Below are 23303 nucleotides of genomic sequence, written 5' to 3' on the forward strand. Positions count from 1 at the left end.
CCGTCCTGCGCTTAGTCCTCTTGCAGCAGGGTCTTTTGTTCCTCGATCAGGTGCAGCTTGATATATTCTACGGCGGTTTCCACATCGCGCGAGGAAATCGCGTTGAAAAGCGCGTTATAGCGTTTCTGGTAATCCTCGATGCGTTTGGGCGTGAGATGCCGCCGCATCATGGTGGAGCGATGCGTTTGCAAACAGGCCTCGATCGCCAGATCATAGCAGGAGGCAAGCAGGGGATTGCCGGTGCCCGCCGCGATTTTGCGATAGAAATCCTCTTCGCAGGCGACGAATTCGGCGGCGTCGGTGCTGATTGCCTCCATTCGGGTGAGGATGTCGTCGAGCTCCATGATGTCGCGCGGCGTCATGTTGATGACCGCAAGGCGGATCATCTCGGGCTCTAGAATGCCGCGCACGACAAGGTGATCAAGCGGGCTGGTATTTTCGGCAAGCGCGCTGCGGCTGGGGGTGCGGGTGAGTTCGCTTTTGTACGTGACAAAGCTGCCCGATCCGGCACGGCGGCGGATGATGTTGCGCGCCTCAAGCACATCGAGCGCATCGCGCACGGTGTTGCGGGCCACGCCCAATTCGGACGAGAGCGTACGTTCTGACGGCAGGCGCGCGCCCTCGGGATACTCCTCGGATTTGATGCGGGCAAAGAGGCTGTCGATCACCACCTGCACGGTGGCCCCGACCGAATGGCTGGTGACAAGCTGGGCTGTGGTGCTCTGGTTGGCCATCGTAGCGGGGTCCTTCGTGTGGCGCGGGGGCCGTTTGCAGCAAATCTAGGCGGAACCGGTTCCCTGCACAAGCCGCAGGTCGGGGGCATGGAACCAATTTCGATCCCCTTCCGGACCAGTTTTGCGGGCTGTGGGCGCAGATTGGTCGGATGCCTCTAAAACAACCCAGTTAAAATTCTGAGCAATATGAGAGATTTGGCGGGATAGGCGGGGTAAATTATAACTCTAAGAAACAAATTTTCTTGTGAGTTGCAAATCGCTTTGCTAGCCTTTGCTGGTGAGCCGAAACCAATTTCGGAAACTGGTATAGTCTCTGGGATTGGTAATGAACCAAAACAGGTCGTCCTTGGCTCCGCTCTGCTGCGCGATATCGCGCGGTGCCAACAGTTGGAGGAACGCATGCTTTCCAAATATATCTCTAAGGGGTTCACACGTCGGACCTTTCTGAAAACCTCCGCAGCGGCGACTGCCGCGCTTGGCCTGCCGAAAGTGGCGCTGGCGGCGGGTGAACCGATCAAGATCGGGTTTCTGGCCCCTTTGACGGGGGCTGTGGCGGCCTGGGGCAAGCCGGGCCTTGATGGCTGTATGATCTGGGCCGAGCGGGTCAATGCCGCGGGCGGAATCACGCTGACGGATGGGGCGCATCCGGTTGAATTCGTGGCCTATGACGAGGAATACGATCCCGCCAAGGCGCGCACCGGGGCAACCAAGCTGATCCGTGAGGATGGCGTGAGCTTTATCATGATGCTGGGCGGCGATCCTTGGCCCGGTGTGCAGCCGGTGGCAGAGCGCACGGGGATGCTCTTTTCGACGTTGCTGCCGTCGGATCTCTCGCCCGATACCAAGACACTGTTGGCCCCGGCCGAGGTGCATCCCATCTATAATGTGACGGGTGTCGAGTGGCTGGCGCAGAACAAGCCGGAATTGAAGACGGCGGTGATGTGCGCGCAGGATGACGCGCTTGGCCTGCCGTCGGTGGCCACCTATCTTGCGGCCTTTGAGGCGGCAGGGATCGAGATGCTGGATGAGCCGTTGCTGTTTGATCCGGCCACCACGGATTTTGCACCGGTGGTGACGCGGTTGATGGCCAAGAACCCCGATATCATCTGTCTCGACACGTGCTATTCGGATTATGTGCATCCCATCGCAGAGCAACTGTTCCAGCAGAATTTCAAGGGTCAGATCATCAGCTGTACGGCTGATTTCTATGACCAGATGATCGCCAAGACATCCAAGGAATTCATGGAAGGGTTCATTTTCCAGTTCCCCGATTTTGACGATCCGGCGCTGAATGCCGAGAGCGTGAATTTCCAGGACCCCAACGGATTTTATGCCGAGTACAACAAGCGGCATCCCGGTCAGTGGGGCGCGGTAAGCTGGGAATATGCCTCGATCATGGATCTGTGGAAGGTCGCGGCGGAAAAGGCAGGCTCTGCCGATCCCGAGGCGGTGCTGGCGGCAATGAAAGACGGCCCCGGCAACCACGCCTTTGGCGAGGCGGAATGGTGGGGCACCGAGCTTTTTGGTATCGACAATGCGCTGGTCGGCGATTGGCCGGTGGTGGCGATTGAAAACGGCAAGGCCGTGATCAAGGAATTCCGCTCGATCCCCGACTGGTATAGCCGCCATGGCGATCTTTTGATCAAGCATATGCAGGCCTATGGCCAGATGTGGGATCAGCGCGGCTGATGCACGTTCAGGACAGCGCCCGGCACGCGGGCGCTGTTATCCTTCCTCTCTAAAATTCGAGCATTCCGATGATGGAACTCCTGGCGCAGACCGGCCTGAACGCCGTCTATGCAGCAAGCTATATTTCTTTGGTGGCCGTTGGCCTTGTGCTGATTTTTGGCGTGATGGGCGTGATCAATTTCGCCCATGGCGAGTTGTTCATGGCCGGGGCCTATGCGGTGGTGGCGCTTTATGCCGATATGCATCTGCCGTTCTTTGTGGCTGTGCCCATTGGCATGATCTTTGTGGGCATGCTGGGGCTGGTGATGGAGCGCGGGCTGTTTCGACCGCTCAAGGGCAATCCGCTGGGCGGTCTGGTGGCCTCGATCGGGTTTCTGATGATCCTGCAATCGCTGGCGGTGATGGGGTTTGGCGTGCGGATGGAACATATTCCGCCCGTGACACAAGAGGTCTGGCGCATCTCTGACAAGGTGGGGCTGCCGGTGGCGCGCATCTATGTGATCGTGGCGGCGGTTGTTCTGTTGAGCGCGCTGTGGTATTTCCTCAAGCGGACGCGGTTTGGCTGGGCGCTGCGCGCCTCGGCACAAGACCCGGAGGCGGCGGCGTTGCAGGGGATTTCGATCACGCAAACCGCGCGGATCGCCATGTTCATTGGTGCGGCCTTGGCAGGGGTGGCGGGCGCGCTGACGGCTCCGCTGGTTTCGGTCAACCCGCATATGGGCCATTCGGTGATTGTCACGGCCTTTATCGTCATCATCGTGGGCGGGGTCGGGTCGCTGGAGGGGGCAATCATCGCCTCGGTGGTCTATGCCTTTGTGCATACGTTCGTCACCACATTCTCGGATGGGGTGGTGGCCGATATCGTGGGTCTGTCGCTTATGCTGGTGGTGCTGATCGTCAAGCCTACGGGCCTATTCGGGAGTGCGGATCGTGCTTAAGCCGCTGATGTTCCTTTTTGGTGCTGCCGCGCTGATCGCGCTGCCGCATGGCCTGAGTTTCTCGCAACAGGAAATTCTTGTCTTTCTGGTGATCAATATCCTCTTGGTCATGTCCTACCGGTTGCTCACGCTGACTGGCGAATGGTCGCTGGGGCATGTGGTGATCATGGGGGTGGGGGCCTATGCCTCGGCTCTCATGACCAAGAACCTTGGCGTGCCGGTGCCGGTGGGCATGATCCTTGGCGGGGTTACGGCGGCGCTTTTGGCGGTGCTCTTATCCTTTCCGCTGTTCCGGATGAAGGGGTTTTATTTCCTGATCGGGTCCTTCGCGGCGGGCGAGATCATCCGCCTGATCTGGAAGCGGTTTCGCGAACCCTTCGGCGGTGCCCGTGGCATTTCGGGGATTGATCCGATGCCGGATTTCTCGCTTGGGTTTTACAGTTTCGATTTCTTCGAGCCGGTGTCTTATTACTACTTTGCCGGGACGATTGTTGCTGTCTGCCTCTGGGTGCTGTGGCGGATCGAGAAATCACCCGTGGGCCTGACCTTTCACGCGGTGCATTGGCAGGACAAGCTGGCGCAGGCGTCGGGGGTGAACCTGCGGGCCTATCGCACGCTGGCCTTTGCCATCGCCTCGGGTTTTGCCGGGATCGCGGGGGCGCTTCAGGCGCATTACGTGGGCACGGTGAACCCCAATTCCTTTGACATCGAAGTGATGGTGTTTGTGCTGACCTGGGCCATCGTGGGGGGGACGACAACGTTTTACGGCCCCATTCTGGGCTGTGTCCTGCTGACGGTGATCAATGAGGTCGTGCTGCGGGGGATGGGGTTCGAACAGGCGCGGCCGCTGTTTTACGGGGCGATCATGATCCTGTCGATCCTGTTTCTTCCCAATGGGTTGGAGAGCATTGTTCAGAAAATCCTGCCGCGCAAAGCCACGGCGAAACCCGATAGAAAGGCCGCAGCATGACCGATTTTCTAGAAATGCGCGGCCTGACCATGCGCTTTGGCGGCTTGATGGCGGTGGATGGGCTGTCGTTCAAAGTGGCACATGGCAGTATCCATGGGCTGATCGGGCCGAATGGCGCGGGCAAAACCACCACGTTCAACATGATCTCGGGGTTCTATACGCCGACGTCTGGTCAAATCCTGCTCAGGGGCGAGGATATTTCCGGCCTTTCGATGCATGAGGTGGCGCGGCGCGGTGTTGTGCGGACATTCCAGCACTCGACGCTTTTTGCCGAGTTGACGGTGTTGGAAAACGCGCTGGTGGGCACGCATATGCCGTTCCGGCCCAATATCTTTGCCGCGATCATCGGCTGGGACCGCGAGGATCGGCGTGGGGCAGAGGCGCGGGCGCGCGAGGCGCTTGAGTTCTTTGGTTTGGGCGATCTGGCCGAGGAGCGGGCCGGGGATCTGTCGCATGGGCATCAGCGCGCTTTGGGGCTGGCGGTGGCCTATGCCAGCCATCCCGATGTGATGCTGCTGGATGAGCCATTCACCGGCATGAACCCCGAGGAGACGCGGCAGATGATGGAGCTGATGCGCCGCCTCAAGGCGGATGGGATCACGATCCTTTTGGTGGAGCATGACATGCAGGCGATCATGGGGCTGTGTGATACCATCACCTGCATGAGTTTCGGCAAGTTTCTGGCCGAAGGGGGGCCGGCGGATATCCGGCATCATCCGGCGGTGATCGAGGCCTATCTGGGAGGCGCGCGCCATGTTGCTTGAGATGCGCAAGATCGCCGTCAACTATGGCAAGATCAACGCGATCCGCGATATTTCCATTGCCGTGCCCGAGGGCAAGATCGTGACCATCATCGGTGGCAATGGCGCGGGCAAGACCACGACGCTGCGCGCCATGTCGGGGATGATCCCGATTGTGGCGGGGGAAATCCTGTTTGAGGGGACGCGGATTGATCATCTGCCCGCGCATAAGGTGGTGGCGCATGGCATCGCGCATGTGCCCGAAGGGCGGCGTATCTTCAAGGATATGACGGTTGAGGAAAATCTGCGTACCGGCGCGTTTCTGCGGCGCGACAAGCCCGAGATCGAGCGCGATTTGGAGCAGGTCTATGACCGTTTCCCGCGCCTGCGGGAACGGCGGGTGCAGCGGGCGCAGACCATGTCGGGTGGCGAGCAGCAGATGTTGGCGATTGGCCGCGCGCTGATGTCAAAGCCGCGTTTGTTGCTGATGGATGAGCCGTCGATGGGGCTTGCCCCGGTGATCGTCGAGGAAATCGCGCGGATCATCGAAGAGATCAACGCGCAGGGGCTGTCGGTGGTGCTGGTGGAGCAGAATGCCGAACTGGCGTTGGAACTGGCGCATCATGCCTATGTGTTGGAAACCGGAAACACCGCAATGGAGGGGCCTGCCCATGAGCTTCGTGGAAATGAACATGTTCGCGCCGCGTACCTGGGGCTTTGAGCGCGGCGACGCCGAAATGCAGGTGGCGCGGGCGGCGGGTTGGTCGCGGGCTGATCTGGTCTGGGAACGTCTGACCGAGGCGGGCTGTGCCTGTTATCAGGCGGGCGACCGTTTGGGGGCAGCCCGGATGCTGCGGCGGGCCGGATGGGTGGCGCGGCTGTTTTTCAGTGCGCGGGATTTGCGGCGGGCGACAAGCCTTGCCAATCTTGCGGTACTGGCGCGGGATGCCGGGCAGGGCGCGCGGGCGGAGCAGTTGCAAAAGCGGGCGCTGACCCTGTGGCGGACTGCGCCTGAGGTGGCGGGCGGACTGGTGTTCAAACCGCGCAGCCGCTCGTCCTTGTTTCATCTGCGGATGGAGGCGCTGCACCGCGATACCTTCCACGACAATATGCGCAAGCGCTATCGCGCGATTGCCGCGGACAGTGATCAGGCGTTGCGGCAGTTGCTGGCGGGCGCGCGGCCTGAGCGGCCCATCTCTGCGCGGTGGCGGGGGGAAAAGCCGCCGGTGTTCGATGACGGGCGCAAATTTCTGGCCGCCGCGTTGTTGATCGCCGAGGGCTGAGGTTTTTGCATCTGTGAAGACCGAGGAAAGCGGCGGGTCAGTGCCCGCCGCCAAGCACGCCAATGGCGGTAAAGACGCCCAGCACCGCCAGCCATTGCGAGCCGCGCAGGCGTTCGCGCAGGAAGATGGCCGCAAAGAGCACCGTGATCACGCCAAAGGTCGAGGCGCCGATGGCGGCGAATTCGGGCCGCGCGGTCTGACCTGCGCCAATCACGCAGCCGATGGCCAGCGCGTCGAGTGTGCCCATCAAGATAAGCAGCGGCGTGTGGCGGCGGGTGAGGGCGAGAGGCGCACGCAGCGCGAGCGCAAAGCCCAAAACCACCACAAGGGCGGCGGCGCGGGTCGGGGCCAAGAGCAGCAATTCGCCGCCCGTCGCCGTGGCCTTGTGCCCGATGGCGAAGGTCAGGGCAAAGCCCACGGCGGCCAGCAGCGACCAGGCGATGGCGGGCAGGGGGCTTGGGGCCTCGGCATGGTCGTGACCGGCATCGCTCTGGGCAATATAGGCCACGCCGCAGATGATGAGGCCGACCATGATCCATTCGAGCGCTGTCGTGGGCGCGCCATTGAGGCTGGCCCAGCCCACCGAGAGAATCGGATAGGCCCCGATCACCGGCGCCACCAGCCGCACCGGGCCGATAGAAAAGGCGCGGTAGAGTGCGGTGCCGCCCACGCCAAAGCAAAGACCAGCCAAAACCGCCAAGCCGATGTCGCCCCCCTCGGGCGCGTGCAGCCCCGCATAGGCGCTGATCGGTGTCACGATGATAAGGCCGAAGGCCAGAACCCAGACGAGCGGCGCGAAAATGCCATTGTTTTGGCTGACATAACGCACGCAAACATCATGGGTGCCCCAAGCGAGGGCTGCGACAAGCCCCAAGATCAACGCAGTCATTTTAGGTCTGGTCCTTTGTCGAGGGCTGACAATTCTGGCTCTGGTTCGGGTTTCATGTTGCTGGCAAGGCTGGCTTGCGATATTCTTATTGTTAAATAAATATTCCGCTTATGCAAATAGCTTGCAGGGAAAAAGGAGGTCCGAGGTGTTGGAAACGCGCTATCCCGAGGTTCAGGCGGGGCCGCCCCGGCCAAGTGTGATTGTCGAGCCGCGGGTGTTTGCGTTGCCTCCTGGGACGGAACGCTATGTGGTCGACGGCGCGGGTGCAATCCTAATCCGGATCGAAGCGGGGGATCGCCTGCGGGTGGTGAATACCGAAGGCGGGCAACGCTGTGAGATCGTGGCGGCGGGGCCGGATGGAACGGTGGATCCCGGTATTCTGGGCGAGGCGGGCACGGGCGATGCGGCTGGGCTGAAGGCCTTGCTTGCCGGGTCCGAGACATCATTGCGCGGTTTGCGCATGGGCCTTGAGGCGCGCGGCATGGATCTGGCGCGGGTGCAGTCGGTGGATGTGTTTGACAGCATGAGCCCGGCCGGGGATGCGGCGGAATTCACCGTGCTGCGCGACGGGGTGGCGGTGATCGCGGCCCCCGGTGGGATCATGGATTTCGCAGCGCAGGATACCGCGACGCCGCTTACCGTTTGGGTAACGCGTGCCAAGCTGAAATCCGCGGCGCGCTTTGAATTGCCCGATCCGCTGGCCGATCCGGTGACGGATTTGCGGGTGCATTCGGCCACGGCTGAGGCCTATTTCGTAAAAGCCGGGGATTATATCCAGATCCTTGATGTGGACGGGCGGCAATGCACGGATTTTCAGTGTTTTGCCGCGCGCAAGCTGGACAAGGGCATCGAGCATGCGCTGGATGTCACCACGACCCGCACGCTGATGGGCCATGCCTATCCGATGCCGGGGCTGCATGCGAAATACTATGATCAGGATATGTTGCCGCTGGTCGAGGTGGTGCAGGACACGGTCGGGCGGCATGATGCCTTTGCGTTGGCCTGTGCAGCGAAATATTACGACGATATCGGCTATCCGGGGCATGTGAATTGTTCGGATAATTTCAACGGCGCTTTGGCCCCGCATGGGGTGACGGGGCGCGCGGGCTGGATGGCGATCAATTTCTTCTTCAACACCGGCATTGACGCGCATGGGGTGCTGTATACCGATGAGCCCTGGACGCGGCCGGGGGACTATGTGCTGCTTCGCGCCTTGACGGATCTTGTGTGTGTGAGTTCGGCCTGTCCGGATGACACCACCGCCGCAAATGGCTGGAATCCCACGGATATCCATGTGCGCACCTATAGCGGCAAGGAAACCTTTCAAAGATCGGTGGCCTATCGGCCCACCCCCGACGCGGAGCCAAAAATGACCAAACAGACAGGATTTCACCCGTGTTTCGCGCGGTTTACCGAAAATTTCATCGAGTATAACGGTTTCTGGCTGGCTAGTGCCATGTCGAGCGCCGGGCCGATCGAGGAATATCACGCCTGCCGCCAGAAATCCGTGGTGCTGGACCTGAGCGCGCTGCGCAAGTTCGAGATCACCGGGCCGGATAGCGAGGCGCTGTGTCAGTATGTCTTTACCCGCGACATCAAGAAGCTGCCGGTGGGCGGCGTGGTCTATACCGCGATGTGCTATCCGCATGGCGGCATGATTGACGACGGCACCGTGTTCCGCCTTGGGCAGGACAATTTCCGCTGGATTGGCGGCAGTGATTATGGTGGCGAGTGGCTGCGCGAAAAGGCGCAGGAACTGGGGCTGAAGGTGCTGGTGCGCTCGTCCACCGATATGCAGCACAATATCGCCGTGCAGGGGCCGGAGAGCCGCGATCTTTTGAAAAAGGTGATCTGGACCGCGCCGCATCAGCCCAAGTTTGAAGAGCTGGGCTGGTTCCGCTTTGCGCCCGCGCGCATTGGCGATCACGACGGCGTGCCTGTGGTGGTGTCGCGCACCGGCTATACGGGCGAGTTGGGCTATGAGATTTTCTGTCACCCCAAACATGCGGTCGAGGTCTTTGATGCGGTCTGGGCGGCGGGCAAGGATCATGGGCTGACGCCCATGGGCCTGCAAGCGTTGGATATGGTGCGGATCGAGGCGGGGCTGATCTTTGCCGGCTATGATTTCAGCGATCAGACCGATCCTTTTGAAGCGGGGATCGGGTTTACCGTGCCGTTGAAATCAAAACCGGATGATTTCATCGGGCGCGAGGCGCTTATCCGGCGCAAGGAACATCCGGCGCGGGTGCTGGTGGGCCTCGACATCGACAGCAATGTGGCGGTGGGCCATGGCGATTGTGTTCATATCGGTCGAGCGCAGATTGGTGAGGTGACATCCTCGATGCGCTCGCCGCTTTTGGGCAAGAATATCGCCTTGGCGCGGCTCGATGTGGCGCATCATGCGGTGGGCACAGCCGTTGAGATCGGCAAGCTTGACGGGCAGCAAAAGCGGTTGCCCGCGCAGGTGGTGCCCTTTGCCCATTACGATCCGCAAAAGACGCGCCCGCGTTCTTGATTTCGGTCAAGGCAGGCGGGGAGTAGGGTTGCGACAGTGGGGACCATGAGCACAGCCCTTGACGATATTGGCGGCGAAGAACGGCTGCGGGACTTGGTTCGGACGTTCTACGACCGGATGGAAGGGGACCCCGCAGTCTATCCGCTGCACCGGCTGCATTTTCGCGGTCATGGTCTGGAGCATACGCGCCAGACGCAGTTTGAATTCCTGTCGGGGTTTCTCGGCGGGCGCGCCTATTATCGCGAGCGGTTCGGGCATATGGACCTGCGCGAAATTCACGCGCATGTGCCGATCCGCCAGGCGGATGTGACCATGTGGCTGGAGACATTCGACGCGGCGTTGCGCGCAGAGGGGATGGAAGGGCCGGTGGTCGAGCGATTTCGCGCGGTGTTGCACCGGGCGGCGCATATGCTGATCAACGCGGTGCCGGATTGGCGGGAAGAGGCTGGTCACGTCGGGCAGGGGTGCCCGGTGTCGGGGGCGTGAGGGGCTCGTGGCTAAGTTGTAAGCCGCGCGGTCGCTGGGCCGGGGACTAGCGAAGCAACGGCGTAAACTGGCACTTAATCCCAGCAACGTCTGTCTAACGTGACAGTATGGTGTTTCGTCTCAAAATCGCTAGGCCGCGGGACGGCCCAGCGATCCGCGCGGCGGCGCGTTCCGCGCCTTGTTCCGCGCGGGAACACACACAGTACGTGTAAAACCCAATTGCGTAGTTCGCGCGCGCAACTCAAACAAGAATGGCCCGCGCAATCTCTTGCGCGGGCCTGTTATCTGGTGTGTCACGCCCTCAGATATCAAGCGTGTTGTCGCGTTCCCATTTGGTGAAATGGCTGACAAAGGAATTCCATTCCTGGCGCTTCAGCTTGAGATAGGCGGCAGAGAAATCTTCGCCCATGGTCGCCTTGAGCTCTTTGTCTTTGTCATATTCGCGCAGCGCGTCGAGCATGTTGAGCGGCAGCTTGGGCGCGCCGCGCACCTTGTGACCGTCGGCATACATATCAATATCGTGACGCTTGCCGGGATCAGCCTTGGAGCGGATGCCCGAGAGGCCCGCCGCGATGATCACGGCCTGCAGAAGATAGGGATTGACCGCGCCATCGGGCAGGCGCAGCTCGAACCGGCCGGGGCCGGGGACGCGCACCATATGGGTGCGGTTGTTGCCGGTCCATGTGACCGAGTTGGGGGCCCATGTGGCACCTGAAATGGTGCGGGGCGCGTTGATACGTTTGTAGCTGTTGACGGTCGGGTTGGTGATCGCCGCAAGCGCGCTGGCATGTTTCATGATGCCGCCCAAGAAATGCTTGCCGCGCTCTGACAGGCCGACTTCGCCGGTCTGGCCTTCGCCTTTGCCTGCAAAGACGTTGGTCTTGGCCTGTTTGCCGGGGCCATCCCAGACCGAGATATGGGCGTGACAGCCATTGCCGGTCATGCCTTCGATGGGTTTGGGCATGAAGGTGGCGCGGAAGCCGTGCTTTTCCGCGACGGATTTGGTCATGAATTTGAAAAAGGAATGTTTGTCGGCTGTGTCCAGCGCGTCGTCATATTTCCAGTTCATCTCGAACTGGCCATTCGCATCTTCGTGGTCGTTCTGGTAGGGTTCCCAGCCCAGTTCAAGCATGTAATCGCAAATCTCGCGCACCACGTCATAGCGCCGCATCACCGCCTGCTGGTCATAGCAGGGCTTGCCGCTGGTATCGAAGGGATCGCTGATCTGATCGCCCTCGGGGGTCAGGAGGAAGAATTCGGCCTCGATGCCGGTTTTGACATGCATGCCTTCGGCTGCGGCCTCGGCGATGAGGCGGCGCAGCACGTTGCGCGGCGCTTGGGGCAGGTCTTTGCCGTCCATGACGCAATTGGCGGCGACCCATGCCACATCGCGTTGCCATGGCAGTTGGATGACCGACGCGGGGTCTGGCACGGCCAGCATGTCGGGATGCGCGGGCGTCAGATCAAGCCAGGTGGCAAAGCCTGCGAAACCGGCACCGTCCTCTTGCATGTCGGCAATCGCCTCTGCCGGCACCAGCTTGGCGCGCTGTCCACCGAACAGATCGGTGTAGGAAATCATGAAGTATTTTACGCCCTTGTCCTTGGCAAATTTCGCCAGATCACTGGTCATTTTTTCGGTCCCTGTTGTCATGTGTTATCGGATGTTGGCGGGCGTGGCCCGTGGGGCCACGCCTGGCGGAGGATCAGAAGCTGGTGCCGGGTTTGCCGGGCCACCAATCGGTGCCGGCGAGCGGCACCTTTGCCATGGCGGCGGCCTCCATCGTCACGGCGCACAGATCCTCTGGTTCGAGATTGTGCAGGTGGCTTTTGCCGCAGGCGCGCGCGATGGTCTGCGCCTCGAGCGTCATCACCTTGAGATAGTTGTTGAGGCGGCGGCCCCCTTCGATGGGGTCGAAACGCTTCATCAACTCGGGGTCTTGGGTGGTGATGCCTGCGGGGTCTTTGCCTTCGTGCCAGTCGTCATAGGCGCCTGCGGTGGTGCCCAGCTTGTTATACTCGGCCTCCCACTTGGGGTCATTGTCGCCAAGCGCGATCAGGGCCGCCGTGCCGATGGCCACCGCATCCGCGCCAAGCGCCATGCATTTGGCCACATCGGCCCCGGTGCGGATGCCGCCAGAGACGATCAACTGCACTTCGCGGTGCATGCCGAGGTCCTGGAGCGCGCGCACCGCCTCGCGGATGCAGGCGAGGATGGGCTGGCCCACATGTTCGATGAACACGTCCTGCGTGGCCGCTGTGCCGCCTTGCATCCCGTCGAGGACGACCACATCTGCCCCCGCCTTGACCGCGAGCGTGGTGTCGAAATAGGGGCGTGCGCCGCCGACCTTGATATAGATCGGCACCCGCCAGCCGGTGATTTCACGCAGTTCCAGCAGTTTGATTTCCAGATCGTCGGGGCCGGTCCAGTCGGGGTGACGGCAAGCCGAGCGCTGGTCGATCCCCTTGGGGAGGTTGCGCATCTGCGCGACGCGGTCCGAGATTTTCTGACCCAATAGCATGCCGCCGCCGCCGGGTTTGGCCCCTTGGCCCACCACCACTTCGATTGCATCGGCGCGGCGCAGGTCGTCAGGGTTCATGCCATAGCGCGAGGGCAGATATTGATAGACCAGTTTCTTGGAATGGCCGCGCTCTTCGGGTGTCATGCCGCCGTCGCCGGTGGTGGTCGAGGTGCCTGCCAGCGTCGCCCCACGCCCAAGCGCCTCTTTGGCGGGGCCAGAGAGCGCGCCAAAGCTCATGCCCGCGATGGTGACCGGGATGTCGAGATGAATGGGGTTTTTGGCAAAGCGGGTGCCCAGGGTCACCGAGGTATCGCAGCGCTCGCGGTAGCCCTCGAGCGGGTAGCGCGAGATGGACGCGCCCAAGAAGAGCAGGTCATCGAAATGCGGCACCTTGCGCTTGGCACCGCCGCCGCGAATGTCATAGATGCCGGTGGCCGCCGCACGCCGGATTTCGGCGTTGATCGACTGCGTGAAGGTTGCCGATTGGATCGGCTGGGTGCGCGGAGCGCCGTGGGTCTCGTCTTTCATGGTCTGAGCCCTCAGTATGCGTTGTCAGGTTTGAAGTTATAAAGCTGGCGAGCCGAGCCGTAGCGCTTGAACTCTTCTGGTTTGGCGTCACAGCCGCCACGTTCCAGCAACTCGGCAAGAAGTTCGAGATGTTCGGGGCGCATCTCTTTCTCGATACAGTCCGCACCAAGCGATTTCACGGAACCGCGCACGAACAAGCGCGCCTCATAGAGGCTGTCGCCAAGCGCATCGCCCGCATCGCCGCAGACCACGAGATTGCCGGATTGCGCCATAAAGGCGGACATATGGCCGATGTTGCCATGCACGATGATGTCGATACCCTTCATCGAGATACCGCAGCGCGACGAGGCATTGCCCTTGATGACAAGCGTGCCGCCATTGCCGGTGGCCCCGGCATATTGGCTGGCGTCGCCCTCGACGATCACGGTGCCGCTCATCATGTTTTCGGCAACACCCGGACCGGCAGAGCCATGCACATGCACGGTCGCCTGTTTGTTCATGCCGGCACAGTAGTAGCCGGTCGAGCCCATGACATGCACCTCGATAGGGGCGTCGAGCCCTACGGCGATGGCATGGCTGCCGCGCGGATTGATGATATCCCAACCGGTTTGGTTGGTCTCATTGGCCTGGGCCTGAAGGGTGGCATTGAGGCTGCGCAGCCCATCGGCTGCTAGGTCGAATGTCTGCATGTCAGTGCTTCCAGAAATAGACGGTTGCGGGCTCGGGTTCCCAGACGCGGGCCTGTTCGATGCCCGGCAGGTTGACGAGGGCGCGATATTCGCTGCCGAAGGCCACGTATTGATCGGTCTCGGCCATGACGGCGGGCTTGCAGGCGATGGGATCGCGGACCACGCCAAACCCATCTTCGGTGCCGACCACGAAGGTGAAAAAGCCATCGAGATCGACCAGCGAGCTTTCCAGCGCTTCGCCCAGCGTTGCGCCTTCGCGCATTTTCCATGTGAGATAGGCGGCGGCAACCTCGGTGTCGTTCTGGGTCTCGATCCGCACGCCTTCACGCAGCAGTTTGCGGCGCAGGGAGTTGTGGTTGGAGAGCGACCCGTTGTGCACAAGGCATTGATCAGCCCCGGTGTTGAAGGGATGCGCGCCCATCGTGGTCACAGCCGACTCGGTGGCCATGCGGGTATGGCCGATGCCATGGGTGCCGCTCATTGCGGAAATCTCAAAGCGGGCGGCCACGTCTTTGGGCAGGCCCACCTCTTTGTAAATCTCGATGCTTTCGCCTGCGGACATGACGCGCACACCGGGCACGAGGCGCTCGAGCGCTGCACGGGTGTCGGCGGCCTTGTCGGCGGGGAAATCCAGCACCGCATGGGTATCCTTGCGGGTCAGGGTGACCGGTGCGCCCAATTCGGACGACAGGCGTTCTGCCAGACCGTCGAAATCGCGGGCAGCGGTATCCGACTGGATGGTCAGTTTGGCATGGCCCGCCTGAGGCGCACCATAGATGGCGATCCCGGCACTGTCGGGGCCACGGTCCGTCATGGTGATCAACATATCCGTCAGCATGCTGCCAAGCTGGGGTTCAAGTGCTTTGTCTTTCAGGAAAAGTCCGACAATCCCGCACATTCGCGTTTGCTCCACTTTAGTGATTCTGCCCCGTGGGGCCCTTCAGTCCGAGGCTAACATCGGGCTCCGGTGACTGCAACTCAAATGAATAAAAGTTTCCTGTAAGTATTTGCGCGGGCGGCTGTCGCCCGCGCAAATCAGAGCAGAATCAGTAGCGTTCGAGATGTTTGCGGATCTTTTCAGGATCGCCCATCTTGCGCGCTTGTTCCAGATGTTCGCCCTCGCGGACAAATTGAATGCGGTGCCATGCGAGCCAGAAGATCACACCCGCCACGACCATCGGGATTTCATACCCTTGGAAGGGGTAGATGGGCCCAACTTCGGCAAGATCAACTGCCCAGGATTCGTATCCGATTGTAGACATGTGCCTTATCCTTATTCTGCGGGGGTTGGTTTGGTGTTGAGATAGGCCTTGTCGGCCTCGATGACCTGAACAATGGCATCCTCATAGGCGTGGTGTTCTGCGTAATCGAGACCCTGCAATTCGACTTCGACCGGGATGCGCAGCACGCCAGCGGCGGCCTGCATCTTGGCCACGATGAAGGCGGGCAGGAAGCCCAGACAGAAGAACATGATCACCGCACCAAGGGTCTGACCCAGCGGGTTGATTGTCGCGTAGCCCTCAAACGGAGAGGAGGGTGCGCCCCAGAGCAGGAAGCCCGCGATGATCAAGCCGACCACACCGGAATACCCGTGCACGGCAACAGCGCCCACAGCATCGTCAAGCTTGAAGCGACGCTCGACCCAGAAATGCAGTTTGTAGACGATCACGACACCGACCGCGCCGACCAGCATGGCCTGAACCGGATGATAGAGGTCATTACCTGCCGAGGCCGTAATGATTCCGGCAAGACCGCCCGAAAACGTCCAGAAGGCATCGCCCTTGGACACCACATAGGCCGCCATCAGACCGCCCGAGAGCGACATCAGGAAGTTGAAGGTGATGGCCGACAGCGAGGTGGGCGCGAGGTAGATATTTGTGGCTGTCCAGGTGGTGCCGGTGATCTGGCCGCCAATGACTTCGGGCGAGATGAGCGGCACGTTGCAGGCGGCATAAAAGCCCCAGAAGCCGGTATAGATCAGGAAAATCCCGATGGTCAGCATCCAAGGGTTATGCGGCGGGATATCCCGCGGGGTGCCGTCGGCTGCGAATTTGCCGATCCGTGGACCCAGCACCATGATCACACCCAGAGCATAGCCGCCCGCGATGGCATGGATCACGCCAGACGCGTAGGCGTCATGGTAGCCCAGATATTTGACCATCCAGCCGTCATAGTGCCAGCCCCAGGCCGCGTCGATGATCCACCAGACCGAGCCGATCAGCACCGCATGCACCCAGAGCGCCGAGGAGCGAATCCGCTCGATCACCGAGCCGGACACGATCGAAGCGGCGGTCCAGGAAAACAGCAGGAAGGCCGCCCAGAACACACCGGTGATCCGGTCGTCAAGGTTGGTGGCCATGTTCGGTGACCATGGCAAATTGGCACTCGCCATTTCATGATTCAGGCCGCCAAAGAAGGGGAACATCGGGAAGGCCCAATAAATCCACCAGCCGAAAAAGAAGAAGGTCACGGTAACGAGGGGAATCACCATCACGTTTTTCATCAACGTGTGCATGTGGTTGCGGCGGCGGCTGGCGCCCACCTCATACATGCAAAACCCAACGTGGATCAGAAACATGAAAACGACCGTCACCCAATAGTAAAATTCGGTGAAGATGGTCGTCAACGCATCAAGGTTGCCGTTCATCGCACTCTCCCTGTTGTGCAGTTTGTTGTTTTATTGGTGGTGAAAACTTTTTCTTCTAAGGGAGACAAAGATTTCTCGCTCTGTCAACCAGTTTGAATCGAAGCCTCGCTCACTTGGCGTGACCACCGGTATTTGCGCATACAGCAAAAATATATTCCCGTCAGGAAAATAATCTGCATGAAAGTATTGATTTTTGCTGCGATCTGCGTCTGAATATCGCCAAACACAACACCGACAGGGAGGCTGACATGGCCATTATCTACAGAACATCTGCGCTCGCACCGCGTCATACTGAGATCGGTGGCGAGCTGACCGACTGGAATGGCATGGGCACCGCATGGTTCTATGACCACACGGATGAGCGCGCCGAGGCGGATTATCTGGCAGTCCGCACCAAGGCGGGGCTTATGGATGTGTCGGGCCTCAAGAAAGTTCACATCGTCGGGCCGCATGCCGCCGCCGTGATCGACCGTGCCACCACGCGCAATGTCGACAAGATCATGCCGGGGCGTGCGGTTTATGCGTGCATGCTGAATGATGCGGGCAAGTTCATCGACGACTGCGTGATTTACCGCCTGTCGGTCAATCACTGGATGGTGGTGCATGGCACCGGCACCGGCCACGAAACGCTGGCGATGGCCGCCTATGGCAAGAATGTCGCCATGCTGTTTGATGACGACCTGCACGATATGTCGCTGCAAGGGCCGGTTGCGGTGGATTTCCTTGAAAAGCACGTGCCGGGCATTCGCAATCTGGCCTATTTCGGCATTCTGCAAACCAAGCTGTTTGATCTGCCGGTGATGATCTCGCGCACCGGATATACCGGCGAGCGCGGCTATGAGATTTTCTGTCAGGGCCGGCATGCGATCCAGATTTGGGATCGGATTCTGGAAGAGGGCAAGGACATGGGCATCGTGCCGGTGCAATTCTCGACCCTCGATCTCTTGCGCACGGAAAGCTACCTGCTGTTCTATCCGGGTGACAATTCCGAGACCTTCCCGTTCAAGGACGATCTGTGCGGCGATACTCTGTGGGAGCTGGGGCTTGATTTCACCGTCTCGCCGGGCAAGACCGGGTTCCGCGGCTCGGAAAATCACTATGCGCTGAAGGGAAAAGAGCGTTTCAAAATCTACGGCGTGCGGCTTGAGGGCAAGCGCGCGGCGGATATGGGCGCTCCGCTGCTCAAGGATGGCGAGGTTGTCGGTGTGGTGACCTTTGGTCTGAATTCCAACCTCAACGGGTATAACGTGGGGATCGCGCGGATGCCGGTTGACTGCGCTGTGCCGGGCACCAAGATGAGCGTGCGCTATGCGGATGGCACCGAGGTTGGTTGCGTGGCCGAGGAGATGCCGTTCTATGACAAGGACAAGCTGATCCGCGCGGCCAAGGGGTAACCCCTTGGCCCACGGGCCTTTGGCTCTAATGACGCGAAAGGGAGCAGACGCGAAGATGTCGAAATTCCAGTTTCCGGAGAGTATCGCCAGCCGCCCGGTCTATGGCACATTGGCCCCGCGACCGGGCAAGGCGCATCTGATGATCGCCGATGCCGAGGGGGCTGAGGCGCTGTTGGATCTGGTCGCGCAGGATGCGGGGCTGATGGCCAAGACGCATGTCCTTTATATCCCCAAGGGCACGGGCGAGACCTATGTGGAGAAGCTGCGCGCGGCCGGTCCGGCGCAGCTTTATGTCGGGCCAAGCTATGCCGCTTCGGTGCCGCGGCTGCGGCGGGTGTTGTCGGATGCGCATATGGGCTTGCAGGTCTATCTTGCGGGGACAGAAGGGCTGATGGGGCAGGCGATGAATGAGGCGGTGACAGCGGGTATTCCGCATAGCGCCATTCAGACCGAGCATCGCGGCTCCACCGCACGGCGCATGCAATGTGTGCATTGCAAGGGGATCACCGAGGATGTGACCACCGATCCCTTTGTGTGTTCGCATTGCGGCCTCAACCTCTTTGTCCGCGATCACTATTCGCGCCGGTTGGCAGCCTTTCAGGGCGTGTGCATCGATGCCGAAGACCCCGGCAATATCCCCCCTGCAAAGGAGATTTATTCATGAGCGCCGCCCCCCAAAAGGCCCGCGCCGGGGCTGAAAAGATCGAGGTGGTTGTCGCCGCCGTGGTGCCGGTGAATGAGCTGGTGACGCGGTTTGAATTTCGCCGCCCGGACGGGGCAGAGTTTCCGCCATTTTCGGCGGGCGCCCATACGGTCGTGGAAATGCACGACGAGGGGCGCACGCGGCTTAACCCCTATTCGCTGATGTCTGATCCCGGTGATCGTTCCCTTTATGCCATTTCGGTGCGGCGCGATGACGAGGGGCGGGGTGGCTCGCTCTATATGCATCGCCATGTCAAACCGGGTGATGCGATGACCATCACCTATCCGGTCAACCTTTTCCCGCTGGATTTGCGGGCGCGCAAGCATGTGTTCTTTGCTGGCGGCATCGGGATCACGCCATTCATGGCGATGATCGCGCAGTTGGAGCAATCGAACGGCAATTGGGAATTGCATTATGCCTGCCGCAGCGCCGCACTTGGCACTTATGCCGATGAGTTGCGGGGAAAGTATCCCAACAAGGCGCATGTCTATTACGACGATCAGGAGCAGGCGATTCCGCTCGATGATCTCTTGAGCGGGCAACCTTTGGGCACGCATATCTATGTCTGTGGTCCCAAGGGGATGATCACTTGGGTCAAGACCCGTGCCGCTGCCCTTGGCTGGCCCGAAGAGGCGGTGCATTCCGAGGAATTCCTTGCGCCGCAACCCGGTGCGCCGTTTGAAGTGCGGCTGTGCAAATCCGATCTGGTGATTCAGGTGGGCGAACACGAAAGCCTGCTTGAGGCGATCGAGCGGGCCGGGGTCGATGCGCCGTTCCTCTGTCGCGGCGGGGCCTGCGGCCAATGCGAGACCGATGTGGTCGAGGTGGACGGCGAAATCGTGCACCGCGATCACTGGCTGGACGAGGCCGATCATGCCAGCGGCAAGAAAATCATGCCCTGCGTCAGCCGTTTCATCGGCAAGACGCTGGTTCTGGACCGATAAGGAGCCACGCGAGATGACTATTCAGTTCAATAACGAGACCTTCCGCGACGATTATTCGTTCCGCAATTCGGCTTGGGCGATCAAGCGGTTCCCGTTCCCGTTCCACGAAGACAGCTACATGTATTCGGTCAATATGGAGCAGCATCGCGGCGGGCCTGCGGGCTCGGTCTATGAAAAACGGTTCGATGTTGACGAGCATTACCTGTCGGAGATGCGCGACCGGGCGTTGGTGCTGGCCGATGATCCGCTGCGCTGTCAGTCTTTGCCGCATATGACGCTGGCCGGGTGGGACGTGCTCGAGCTTATCATGACCTGCAAGGCCGAGGATTACCCCGACCTCTTTGAACTGCACCGCGATGGCAACCGCTGGCGCTGGATCAACAAACCGATGGGGATTGACCACAGTTTCACCTTTCTTGACCCAACCACGCTGCCCTGCGGCCCATTGGAATATATCACCCGCCAGACGCAGGGCGATTTCGCGGTGCTCGATCAGCGCGACGAGATGCTGTGGATGGATGCCGGGATGGTCACGACACAGGCGGATTGGTCGCTTGATTTCGATATCGGCATGAATTTCTTTGAATGGCACGCGCCCGTGCCCTTGGCGCATGAGATGGGGATTTTCCAGCGCGCGCTGAAATTCCTGCTTAATGTGCAGCAAGGCGCGCCCGCGCGGCGGCTGAACTGGACGATGACGGTTAATCCGCTCTTGGATACCAGCCCCGAGAACTACCACAAATGGGGCGTGCAAAAGACCACGCTGACGCCTGAGAACATCGGCGCGAAACAGCATTTGCGGGTGGAGTTGCAGACGTTTTTCCGGCTGCCGCGGTCCAACGCGCTGCTGTTTCCGATCCGGTGCTATCTGATTGCGTTTCAGGATGTTGTCAGCGTGCCGAAATGGGGCCGCCGGTTGCACCGTGTGGTGCGCGATCTGCCCGAGGAACTGGCGACCTATAAGGGGTTCATCGCCAATCGCCCGATGATGATCGAGTATCTGAGCCAGTATGACGATGGCCTGCCCACCAGCCCCGGTATCTGGCCAGATCTGGAGACAGAGCCGCCGTTACAAAAGTGAGGGGGTGTGGTGGCTGTTGCCAAGGGTGCCCCAATTCCCTGCGCGGATCGCTGGGCCGTCCTGCGGCCTAGCGAACCGCGCACCTCATTGTTTGCGGTTAAAGCAAGCAACCGTTCCCTCAAGCCTTAGCTTTTCTGGGGATAGCTGATGATTGAAAGATACCGGATCGGGAAACGGATCAACTGGTCCGGCCCGTGCGGGGCGTCGGCATCAAAAAACAGGGTATCGCCGGGGGTAAGGTGATAGGTCTCGTTGCCATGGCGATAGCCGACTTCGCCGTCGAGCATGTAGATCATCTCGATCCCCTCATGCTGAAAGGTCTTGAACGTGTCGGATTCGGAGTTGAGTTCGATCAGATAGGGCTCGACCATAACGCCGCTGCTGTTCGATCCGATGTGACCCAAGAGATTGTATTGATGGCCCGCGCGGGTGCCGGCGCGCTCGATCTCGACGCCTTGGCCCGCCTTGGTATGCACCGCCTCGCGGCGTTCTTCGTATTCCTTGAAAAACGCGGTCAGCGGCACCGAAAGCGCATGGGCCAGTGTTTGCAGCGTGGTCAGCGAGGGCGAGGTGTTGCCGTTCTCGATCTTGGAGAGCATGCCGATGGAAAGTTCGGTCATGTTCGAAAGCTCGGCCACGGTGATGTTCTGTTTCTTGCGATAGGCGCGCACCTCGCGGCCGATGGCAACCTCAAGCACTTTTTCACGCTCGTCGCGCAGCTTATGAGGGTCCTGAGTCAGTTTGACCAATTTCGCGGGTTCCATGATGCTCATTGTTTTCCTCTCAGATTTAGGCCGGGCGGATCGAAAATGCCAGAATGTCTATTTTACCTTATGCTCTTCACCATATTGCATAATTTTTTCCCAAGTGGAAAATGTTACGTAGAGGCAAAAGCGCTAAGGGCAAAAGGCCGACCGAGATGACACAGCGCGTGATCCGAATAGGGTTCCTGATCTTTCCGGGGTTTCCGATGTCATGCCTGACCTCGGTGATCGAGCCGTTGCGCGCGGCCAATGAAATCTCGGGGCATCGCACATTTGCCTGGGATTTGGTGGCCGAAGGCGCGGAGCGCGTCATGTCGAGCGCGGGCATCGGGTTTGAGCCCGGTCGGCGGCTGTCCGAGACCGACGATTGCGATTATCTGCTGCTGCTGTCGGCCCCCACCAGCCGGTTTGCCGATGCACGCTCTGCGGCGCATCTGCGACGCTTGGCGCGGCATGGCACGGTGCTGGGGGCGATCAGTGGGGGTGTCTTTCCGCTCTTGCGCAGCGGGGCGGTCGCGGATGTCGCGCTATCGGTGCATTGGTGCTACGAGGCGGCGTTTCTGGCGGAGTTTCCCGGCGTTCCGGCCTCGGATCAGGTGATCGAGATCACGCCACGCTGTGTCACCGCCTCAGGCGCGGCGGCGGCGTTTGATCTGGCGCTGCATATGGTCGACACAGCGCTAGGGGCGGGCATTGCCACCGAAGTGGCCTGTTGGTTCCAGCATCCGATGATGCGCAAGGCGGGCGTGCAGCAAATGGTGCCGGTGCTGGGCGAGGGGGCGCGGGCCACCGATCTGCCGCCGATGGTGGCGCGGGCGATTGATCTGATGGCGCAGCATATGGCGGCCCCGCTGTCGATGGCGGAGGTGGCCGAAGATCTGGGCATCACCCCTCGGCATCTGGAGCGCAGTTTCAAGCGCGCGACAGGTCAGAACCCGACCAATTATTTCCGCGCCATGCGGATGAAGGCGGCGCGGCAGATCGTGATGTATTCCAACGACACCATGGCGCAGATCGCCGAGGCCGTGGGCTATGCCAGTTCCAAGGTGTTGGTGCGGCATTACCGGGATGCCTTTGGCATTTCACCGCGCGAGGATCGGCAGCGGATCAACCTGACGCGGGTCAAGGGCAATCTGCCGGTGCCCTCGGTCTGAGGGCCAAGGCGCGGTTTACCCCATCTCAACCACACCCGTCCCGGGCTTGGCCCGGGACCTCGCCGAGATGGGGAAGAGGCGCTGCGGCGATATGATCCCGAGCAGATGCAATGTGGCCTAGCGGCGCAATCCCGTGCCGATCTGGTTCAGAATCGCCTCGATGGCGCTGTCGGGCGCGTCACCGGCACCGGAAACCCGCGCCTTGATGGCGTCAAACCGTGCGCGCAGCGCGATTTTTTCGGACCCTTGGCAATCGTTCCACGGTCTGCCCTGCAGGCCCATCACAAGGGCATAGTAGCCGATGAAATGCGGGGACGTGCCGTTGCGCAAAAGCGCCTCATAGGCGGCATCGGCCCCCATGGCGCGCAGGCTGTCGGCGTCATGGATACCCGCGCGGGCATAGCCTGCGTCCGAGGCGGGGCCGAGATTGCGGATGGACGAGACAGGAGCGGGCATCGGTGGCAATCCGTTGAACTGGTAGGCCCGGAGGGACTCGAACCCCCAACCAAAGCGTTATGAGCGCTCTGCTCTAACCAATTGAGCTACAGGCCCGACCTGAGGCAACTGGTAAGCTGGAGGCGCGGCAGGGTCAAGGCTTTGAGATTGCGCAGCGGCGGCCAATCGGCTAACGGGTGG

General features: G+C 60.7%; 23 protein-coding genes and 1 tRNA gene. 13 read left to right on the plus strand and 11 right to left on the minus strand.

Features of this window, described 5'->3' with window-relative positions:
* Window positions 1-11 precede the first annotated feature (11 nt).
* Window positions 12-734 carry a FadR/GntR family transcriptional regulator gene (locus ROSMUCSMR3_RS00105; RefSeq protein ID WP_008280781.1) on the minus strand — a complete coding sequence of 241 codons (723 nt, stop codon included), beginning with the start codon at window positions 732-734 and terminating at the stop codon, window positions 12-14.
* A 399-nt stretch (window positions 735-1133) separates the two neighbouring features.
* On the opposite strand from ROSMUCSMR3_RS00105, the gene ROSMUCSMR3_RS00110 reads away from it, so the two are divergent.
* From ROSMUCSMR3_RS00110 to ROSMUCSMR3_RS00135, 6 genes are all read left to right on the plus strand, one after another.
* On the plus strand, window positions 1134-2423 hold the full coding sequence (locus ROSMUCSMR3_RS00110; protein WP_081506063.1) for an ABC transporter substrate-binding protein: 1290 nt from the start codon (window positions 1134-1136) through the stop codon (window positions 2421-2423).
* A 68-nt stretch (window positions 2424-2491) separates the two neighbouring features.
* On the plus strand, window positions 2492-3361 hold the full coding sequence (locus ROSMUCSMR3_RS00115; protein ID WP_008280783.1) for a branched-chain amino acid ABC transporter permease: 870 nt from the start codon (window positions 2492-2494) through the stop codon (window positions 3359-3361).
* Complete coding sequence (locus ROSMUCSMR3_RS00120) at window positions 3354-4331, plus strand: branched-chain amino acid ABC transporter permease (protein WP_237183500.1); 978 nt, start codon at window positions 3354-3356, stop codon at window positions 4329-4331. Before ROSMUCSMR3_RS00115 ends, ROSMUCSMR3_RS00120 begins: the two co-directional genes overlap by 8 nt.
* The gene (locus ROSMUCSMR3_RS00125; protein WP_081506064.1) at window positions 4328-5095 is read left to right on the plus strand and encodes an ABC transporter ATP-binding protein; all 768 of its coding nucleotides are present in this window, start codon (window positions 4328-4330) and stop codon (window positions 5093-5095) included. The genes ROSMUCSMR3_RS00120 and ROSMUCSMR3_RS00125 overlap by 4 nt, the downstream gene beginning before the upstream one ends.
* Entirely contained in the window at window positions 5085-5792 is a 708-nt protein-coding gene (locus ROSMUCSMR3_RS00130) for an ABC transporter ATP-binding protein (protein ID WP_008280786.1), read from the plus strand. The genes ROSMUCSMR3_RS00125 and ROSMUCSMR3_RS00130 overlap by 11 nt, the downstream gene beginning before the upstream one ends.
* A complete protein-coding gene (locus ROSMUCSMR3_RS00135; RefSeq protein WP_237183501.1) occupies window positions 5743-6354 on the plus strand; it encodes a tetratricopeptide repeat protein in 612 nt (203 codons plus the stop codon). The genes ROSMUCSMR3_RS00130 and ROSMUCSMR3_RS00135 overlap by 50 nt, the downstream gene beginning before the upstream one ends.
* A gap of 37 nt (window positions 6355-6391) precedes the next feature.
* Here ROSMUCSMR3_RS00135 and ROSMUCSMR3_RS00140 read toward each other — a convergent pair whose 3' ends face one another.
* Complete coding sequence (locus ROSMUCSMR3_RS00140) at window positions 6392-7243, minus strand: DMT family transporter (protein WP_008280788.1); 852 nt, start codon at window positions 7241-7243, stop codon at window positions 6392-6394.
* Between the two features lie 145 nt (window positions 7244-7388).
* On the opposite strand from ROSMUCSMR3_RS00140, the gene tdm reads away from it, so the two are divergent.
* The gene (gene tdm, locus ROSMUCSMR3_RS00145) at window positions 7389-9758 is read left to right on the plus strand and encodes a trimethylamine-oxide aldolase Tdm (protein WP_081506066.1); all 2370 of its coding nucleotides are present in this window, start codon (window positions 7389-7391) and stop codon (window positions 9756-9758) included.
* Window positions 9759-9803: 45 nt separating this feature from the next.
* Entirely contained in the window at window positions 9804-10244 is a 441-nt protein-coding gene (locus tag ROSMUCSMR3_RS00150) for a cyanoglobin (RefSeq protein WP_081506067.1), read from the plus strand.
* Between the two features lie 301 nt (window positions 10245-10545).
* Here the strand turns inward: ROSMUCSMR3_RS00150 and glnT are convergent, their stop codons facing one another.
* The 6 genes from glnT to ROSMUCSMR3_RS00180 all read right to left on the minus strand — a co-directional run bounded on the left by glnT (window position 10546) and on the right by ROSMUCSMR3_RS00180 (window position 16627).
* The gene (gene glnT, locus ROSMUCSMR3_RS00155; protein WP_008280791.1) at window positions 10546-11874 is read right to left on the minus strand and encodes a type III glutamate--ammonia ligase; all 1329 of its coding nucleotides are present in this window, start codon (window positions 11872-11874) and stop codon (window positions 10546-10548) included.
* Window positions 11875-11947: 73 nt separating this feature from the next.
* A complete protein-coding gene (locus ROSMUCSMR3_RS00160; RefSeq protein WP_081506068.1) occupies window positions 11948-13291 on the minus strand; it encodes an FMN-binding glutamate synthase family protein in 1344 nt (447 codons plus the stop codon).
* A gap of 11 nt (window positions 13292-13302) precedes the next feature.
* Complete coding sequence (locus tag ROSMUCSMR3_RS00165; protein WP_081506069.1) at window positions 13303-13980, minus strand: protein GlxC; 678 nt, start codon at window positions 13978-13980, stop codon at window positions 13303-13305.
* Between the two features lies 1 nt (window position 13981).
* A complete protein-coding gene (locus ROSMUCSMR3_RS00170; protein ID WP_008280794.1) occupies window positions 13982-14878 on the minus strand; it encodes a class II glutamine amidotransferase in 897 nt (298 codons plus the stop codon).
* Window positions 14879-15026: 148 nt separating this feature from the next.
* The gene (locus ROSMUCSMR3_RS00175) at window positions 15027-15242 is read right to left on the minus strand and encodes a hypothetical protein (RefSeq protein ID WP_081506070.1); all 216 of its coding nucleotides are present in this window, start codon (window positions 15240-15242) and stop codon (window positions 15027-15029) included.
* A gap of 11 nt (window positions 15243-15253) precedes the next feature.
* Window positions 15254-16627: an ammonium transporter gene (locus ROSMUCSMR3_RS00180; protein ID WP_008280796.1), complete on the minus strand. Its 1374-nt coding sequence runs from the start codon at window positions 16625-16627 to the stop codon at window positions 15254-15256.
* 248 nt (window positions 16628-16875) lie between these two features.
* Here ROSMUCSMR3_RS00180 and ROSMUCSMR3_RS00185 point away from each other — a divergent pair, with 248 nt between their 5' ends.
* Genes ROSMUCSMR3_RS00185 through ROSMUCSMR3_RS00200 form a run of 4 tightly spaced genes read left to right on the plus strand, consistent with a single transcriptional unit; the run spans window position 16876 to window position 20749 of the window.
* Window positions 16876-18021, plus strand: a complete 1146-nt coding sequence (locus tag ROSMUCSMR3_RS00185) for an aminomethyltransferase family protein (protein ID WP_008280797.1) — start codon at window positions 16876-16878, stop codon at window positions 18019-18021.
* A gap of 28 nt (window positions 18022-18049) precedes the next feature.
* Window positions 18050-18685, plus strand: a complete 636-nt coding sequence (gene dmmA, locus ROSMUCSMR3_RS00190) for a dimethylamine monooxygenase subunit DmmA (RefSeq protein WP_420541224.1) — start codon at window positions 18050-18052, stop codon at window positions 18683-18685.
* The gene (locus tag ROSMUCSMR3_RS00195; protein WP_008280799.1) at window positions 18682-19668 is read left to right on the plus strand and encodes a PDR/VanB family oxidoreductase; all 987 of its coding nucleotides are present in this window, start codon (window positions 18682-18684) and stop codon (window positions 19666-19668) included. Before dmmA ends, ROSMUCSMR3_RS00195 begins: the two co-directional genes overlap by 4 nt.
* A 13-nt stretch (window positions 19669-19681) precedes the next feature.
* Window positions 19682-20749 carry a heme-dependent oxidative N-demethylase family protein gene (locus ROSMUCSMR3_RS00200; protein WP_008280800.1) on the plus strand — a complete coding sequence of 356 codons (1068 nt, stop codon included), beginning with the start codon at window positions 19682-19684 and terminating at the stop codon, window positions 20747-20749.
* 125 nt (window positions 20750-20874) lie between these two features.
* Here the strand turns inward: ROSMUCSMR3_RS00200 and ROSMUCSMR3_RS00205 are convergent, their stop codons facing one another.
* The gene (locus tag ROSMUCSMR3_RS00205) at window positions 20875-21522 is read right to left on the minus strand and encodes a helix-turn-helix domain-containing protein (protein WP_008280801.1); all 648 of its coding nucleotides are present in this window, start codon (window positions 21520-21522) and stop codon (window positions 20875-20877) included.
* A 146-nt stretch (window positions 21523-21668) separates the two neighbouring features.
* On the opposite strand from ROSMUCSMR3_RS00205, the gene ROSMUCSMR3_RS00210 reads away from it, so the two are divergent.
* A complete protein-coding gene (locus ROSMUCSMR3_RS00210; protein WP_081506072.1) occupies window positions 21669-22667 on the plus strand; it encodes a GlxA family transcriptional regulator in 999 nt (332 codons plus the stop codon).
* Window positions 22668-22784: 117 nt separating this feature from the next.
* Here ROSMUCSMR3_RS00210 and ROSMUCSMR3_RS00215 read toward each other — a convergent pair whose 3' ends face one another.
* Both ROSMUCSMR3_RS00215 and ROSMUCSMR3_RS00220 read right to left on the minus strand, forming a co-directional pair.
* Window positions 22785-23123, minus strand: coding sequence for a TfoX/Sxy family protein (locus tag ROSMUCSMR3_RS00215; protein ID WP_081506073.1), 339 nt, complete (start codon window positions 23121-23123; stop codon window positions 22785-22787).
* Window positions 23124-23142: 19 nt separating this feature from the next.
* Window positions 23143-23219 (minus strand) — tRNA-Ile (locus ROSMUCSMR3_RS00220).
* Between the last annotated feature and the right edge of the window lie 84 nt (window positions 23220-23303).

Origin of the sequence: Roseovarius mucosus, from assembly GCF_002080415.1 — a bacterium.
Classification (GTDB): Bacteria; Pseudomonadota; Alphaproteobacteria; order Rhodobacterales; family Rhodobacteraceae; genus Roseovarius; species Roseovarius mucosus_A.

Coding starts and splice junctions, on each gene's coding strand:
- ROSMUCSMR3_RS00105 (WP_008280781.1), bottom strand. CDS start 734: ATGGCCAACCAGAGCACCACAGCCCAGCTTGTCACCAGCCATTCGGTC.
- ROSMUCSMR3_RS00110 (WP_081506063.1), top strand. CDS start 1,134: ATGCTTTCCAAATATATCTCTAAGGGGTTCACACGTCGGACCTTTCTG.
- ROSMUCSMR3_RS00115 (WP_008280783.1), top strand. CDS start 2,492: ATGATGGAACTCCTGGCGCAGACCGGCCTGAACGCCGTCTATGCAGCA.
- ROSMUCSMR3_RS00125 (WP_081506064.1), top strand. CDS start 4,328: ATGACCGATTTTCTAGAAATGCGCGGCCTGACCATGCGCTTTGGCGGC.
- ROSMUCSMR3_RS00130 (WP_008280786.1), top strand. CDS start 5,085: ATGTTGCTTGAGATGCGCAAGATCGCCGTCAACTATGGCAAGATCAAC.
- ROSMUCSMR3_RS00135 (WP_237183501.1), top strand. CDS start 5,743: ATGAGCTTCGTGGAAATGAACATGTTCGCGCCGCGTACCTGGGGCTTT.
- ROSMUCSMR3_RS00140 (WP_008280788.1), bottom strand. CDS start 7,243: ATGACTGCGTTGATCTTGGGGCTTGTCGCAGCCCTCGCTTGGGGCACC.
- ROSMUCSMR3_RS00150 (WP_081506067.1), top strand. CDS start 9,804: ATGAGCACAGCCCTTGACGATATTGGCGGCGAAGAACGGCTGCGGGAC.
- glnT (WP_008280791.1), bottom strand. CDS start 11,874: ATGACCAGTGATCTGGCGAAATTTGCCAAGGACAAGGGCGTAAAATAC.
- ROSMUCSMR3_RS00160 (WP_081506068.1), bottom strand. CDS start 13,291: ATGAAAGACGAGACCCACGGCGCTCCGCGCACCCAGCCGATCCAATCG.
- ROSMUCSMR3_RS00165 (WP_081506069.1), bottom strand. CDS start 13,980: ATGCAGACATTCGACCTAGCAGCCGATGGGCTGCGCAGCCTCAATGCC.
- ROSMUCSMR3_RS00170 (WP_008280794.1), bottom strand. CDS start 14,878: ATGTGCGGGATTGTCGGACTTTTCCTGAAAGACAAAGCACTTGAACCC.
- ROSMUCSMR3_RS00175 (WP_081506070.1), bottom strand. CDS start 15,242: ATGTCTACAATCGGATACGAATCCTGGGCAGTTGATCTTGCCGAAGTT.
- ROSMUCSMR3_RS00180 (WP_008280796.1), bottom strand. CDS start 16,627: ATGAACGGCAACCTTGATGCGTTGACGACCATCTTCACCGAATTTTAC.
- ROSMUCSMR3_RS00185 (WP_008280797.1), top strand. CDS start 16,876: ATGGCCATTATCTACAGAACATCTGCGCTCGCACCGCGTCATACTGAG.
- dmmA (WP_420541224.1), top strand. CDS start 18,050: ATGACGCGAAAGGGAGCAGACGCGAAGATGTCGAAATTCCAGTTTCCG.
- ROSMUCSMR3_RS00195 (WP_008280799.1), top strand. CDS start 18,682: ATGAGCGCCGCCCCCCAAAAGGCCCGCGCCGGGGCTGAAAAGATCGAG.
- ROSMUCSMR3_RS00200 (WP_008280800.1), top strand. CDS start 19,682: ATGACTATTCAGTTCAATAACGAGACCTTCCGCGACGATTATTCGTTC.
- ROSMUCSMR3_RS00205 (WP_008280801.1), bottom strand. CDS start 21,522: ATGAGCATCATGGAACCCGCGAAATTGGTCAAACTGACTCAGGACCCT.
- ROSMUCSMR3_RS00210 (WP_081506072.1), top strand. CDS start 21,669: ATGACACAGCGCGTGATCCGAATAGGGTTCCTGATCTTTCCGGGGTTT.
- ROSMUCSMR3_RS00215 (WP_081506073.1), bottom strand. CDS start 23,123: ATGCCCGCTCCTGTCTCGTCCATCCGCAATCTCGGCCCCGCCTCGGAC.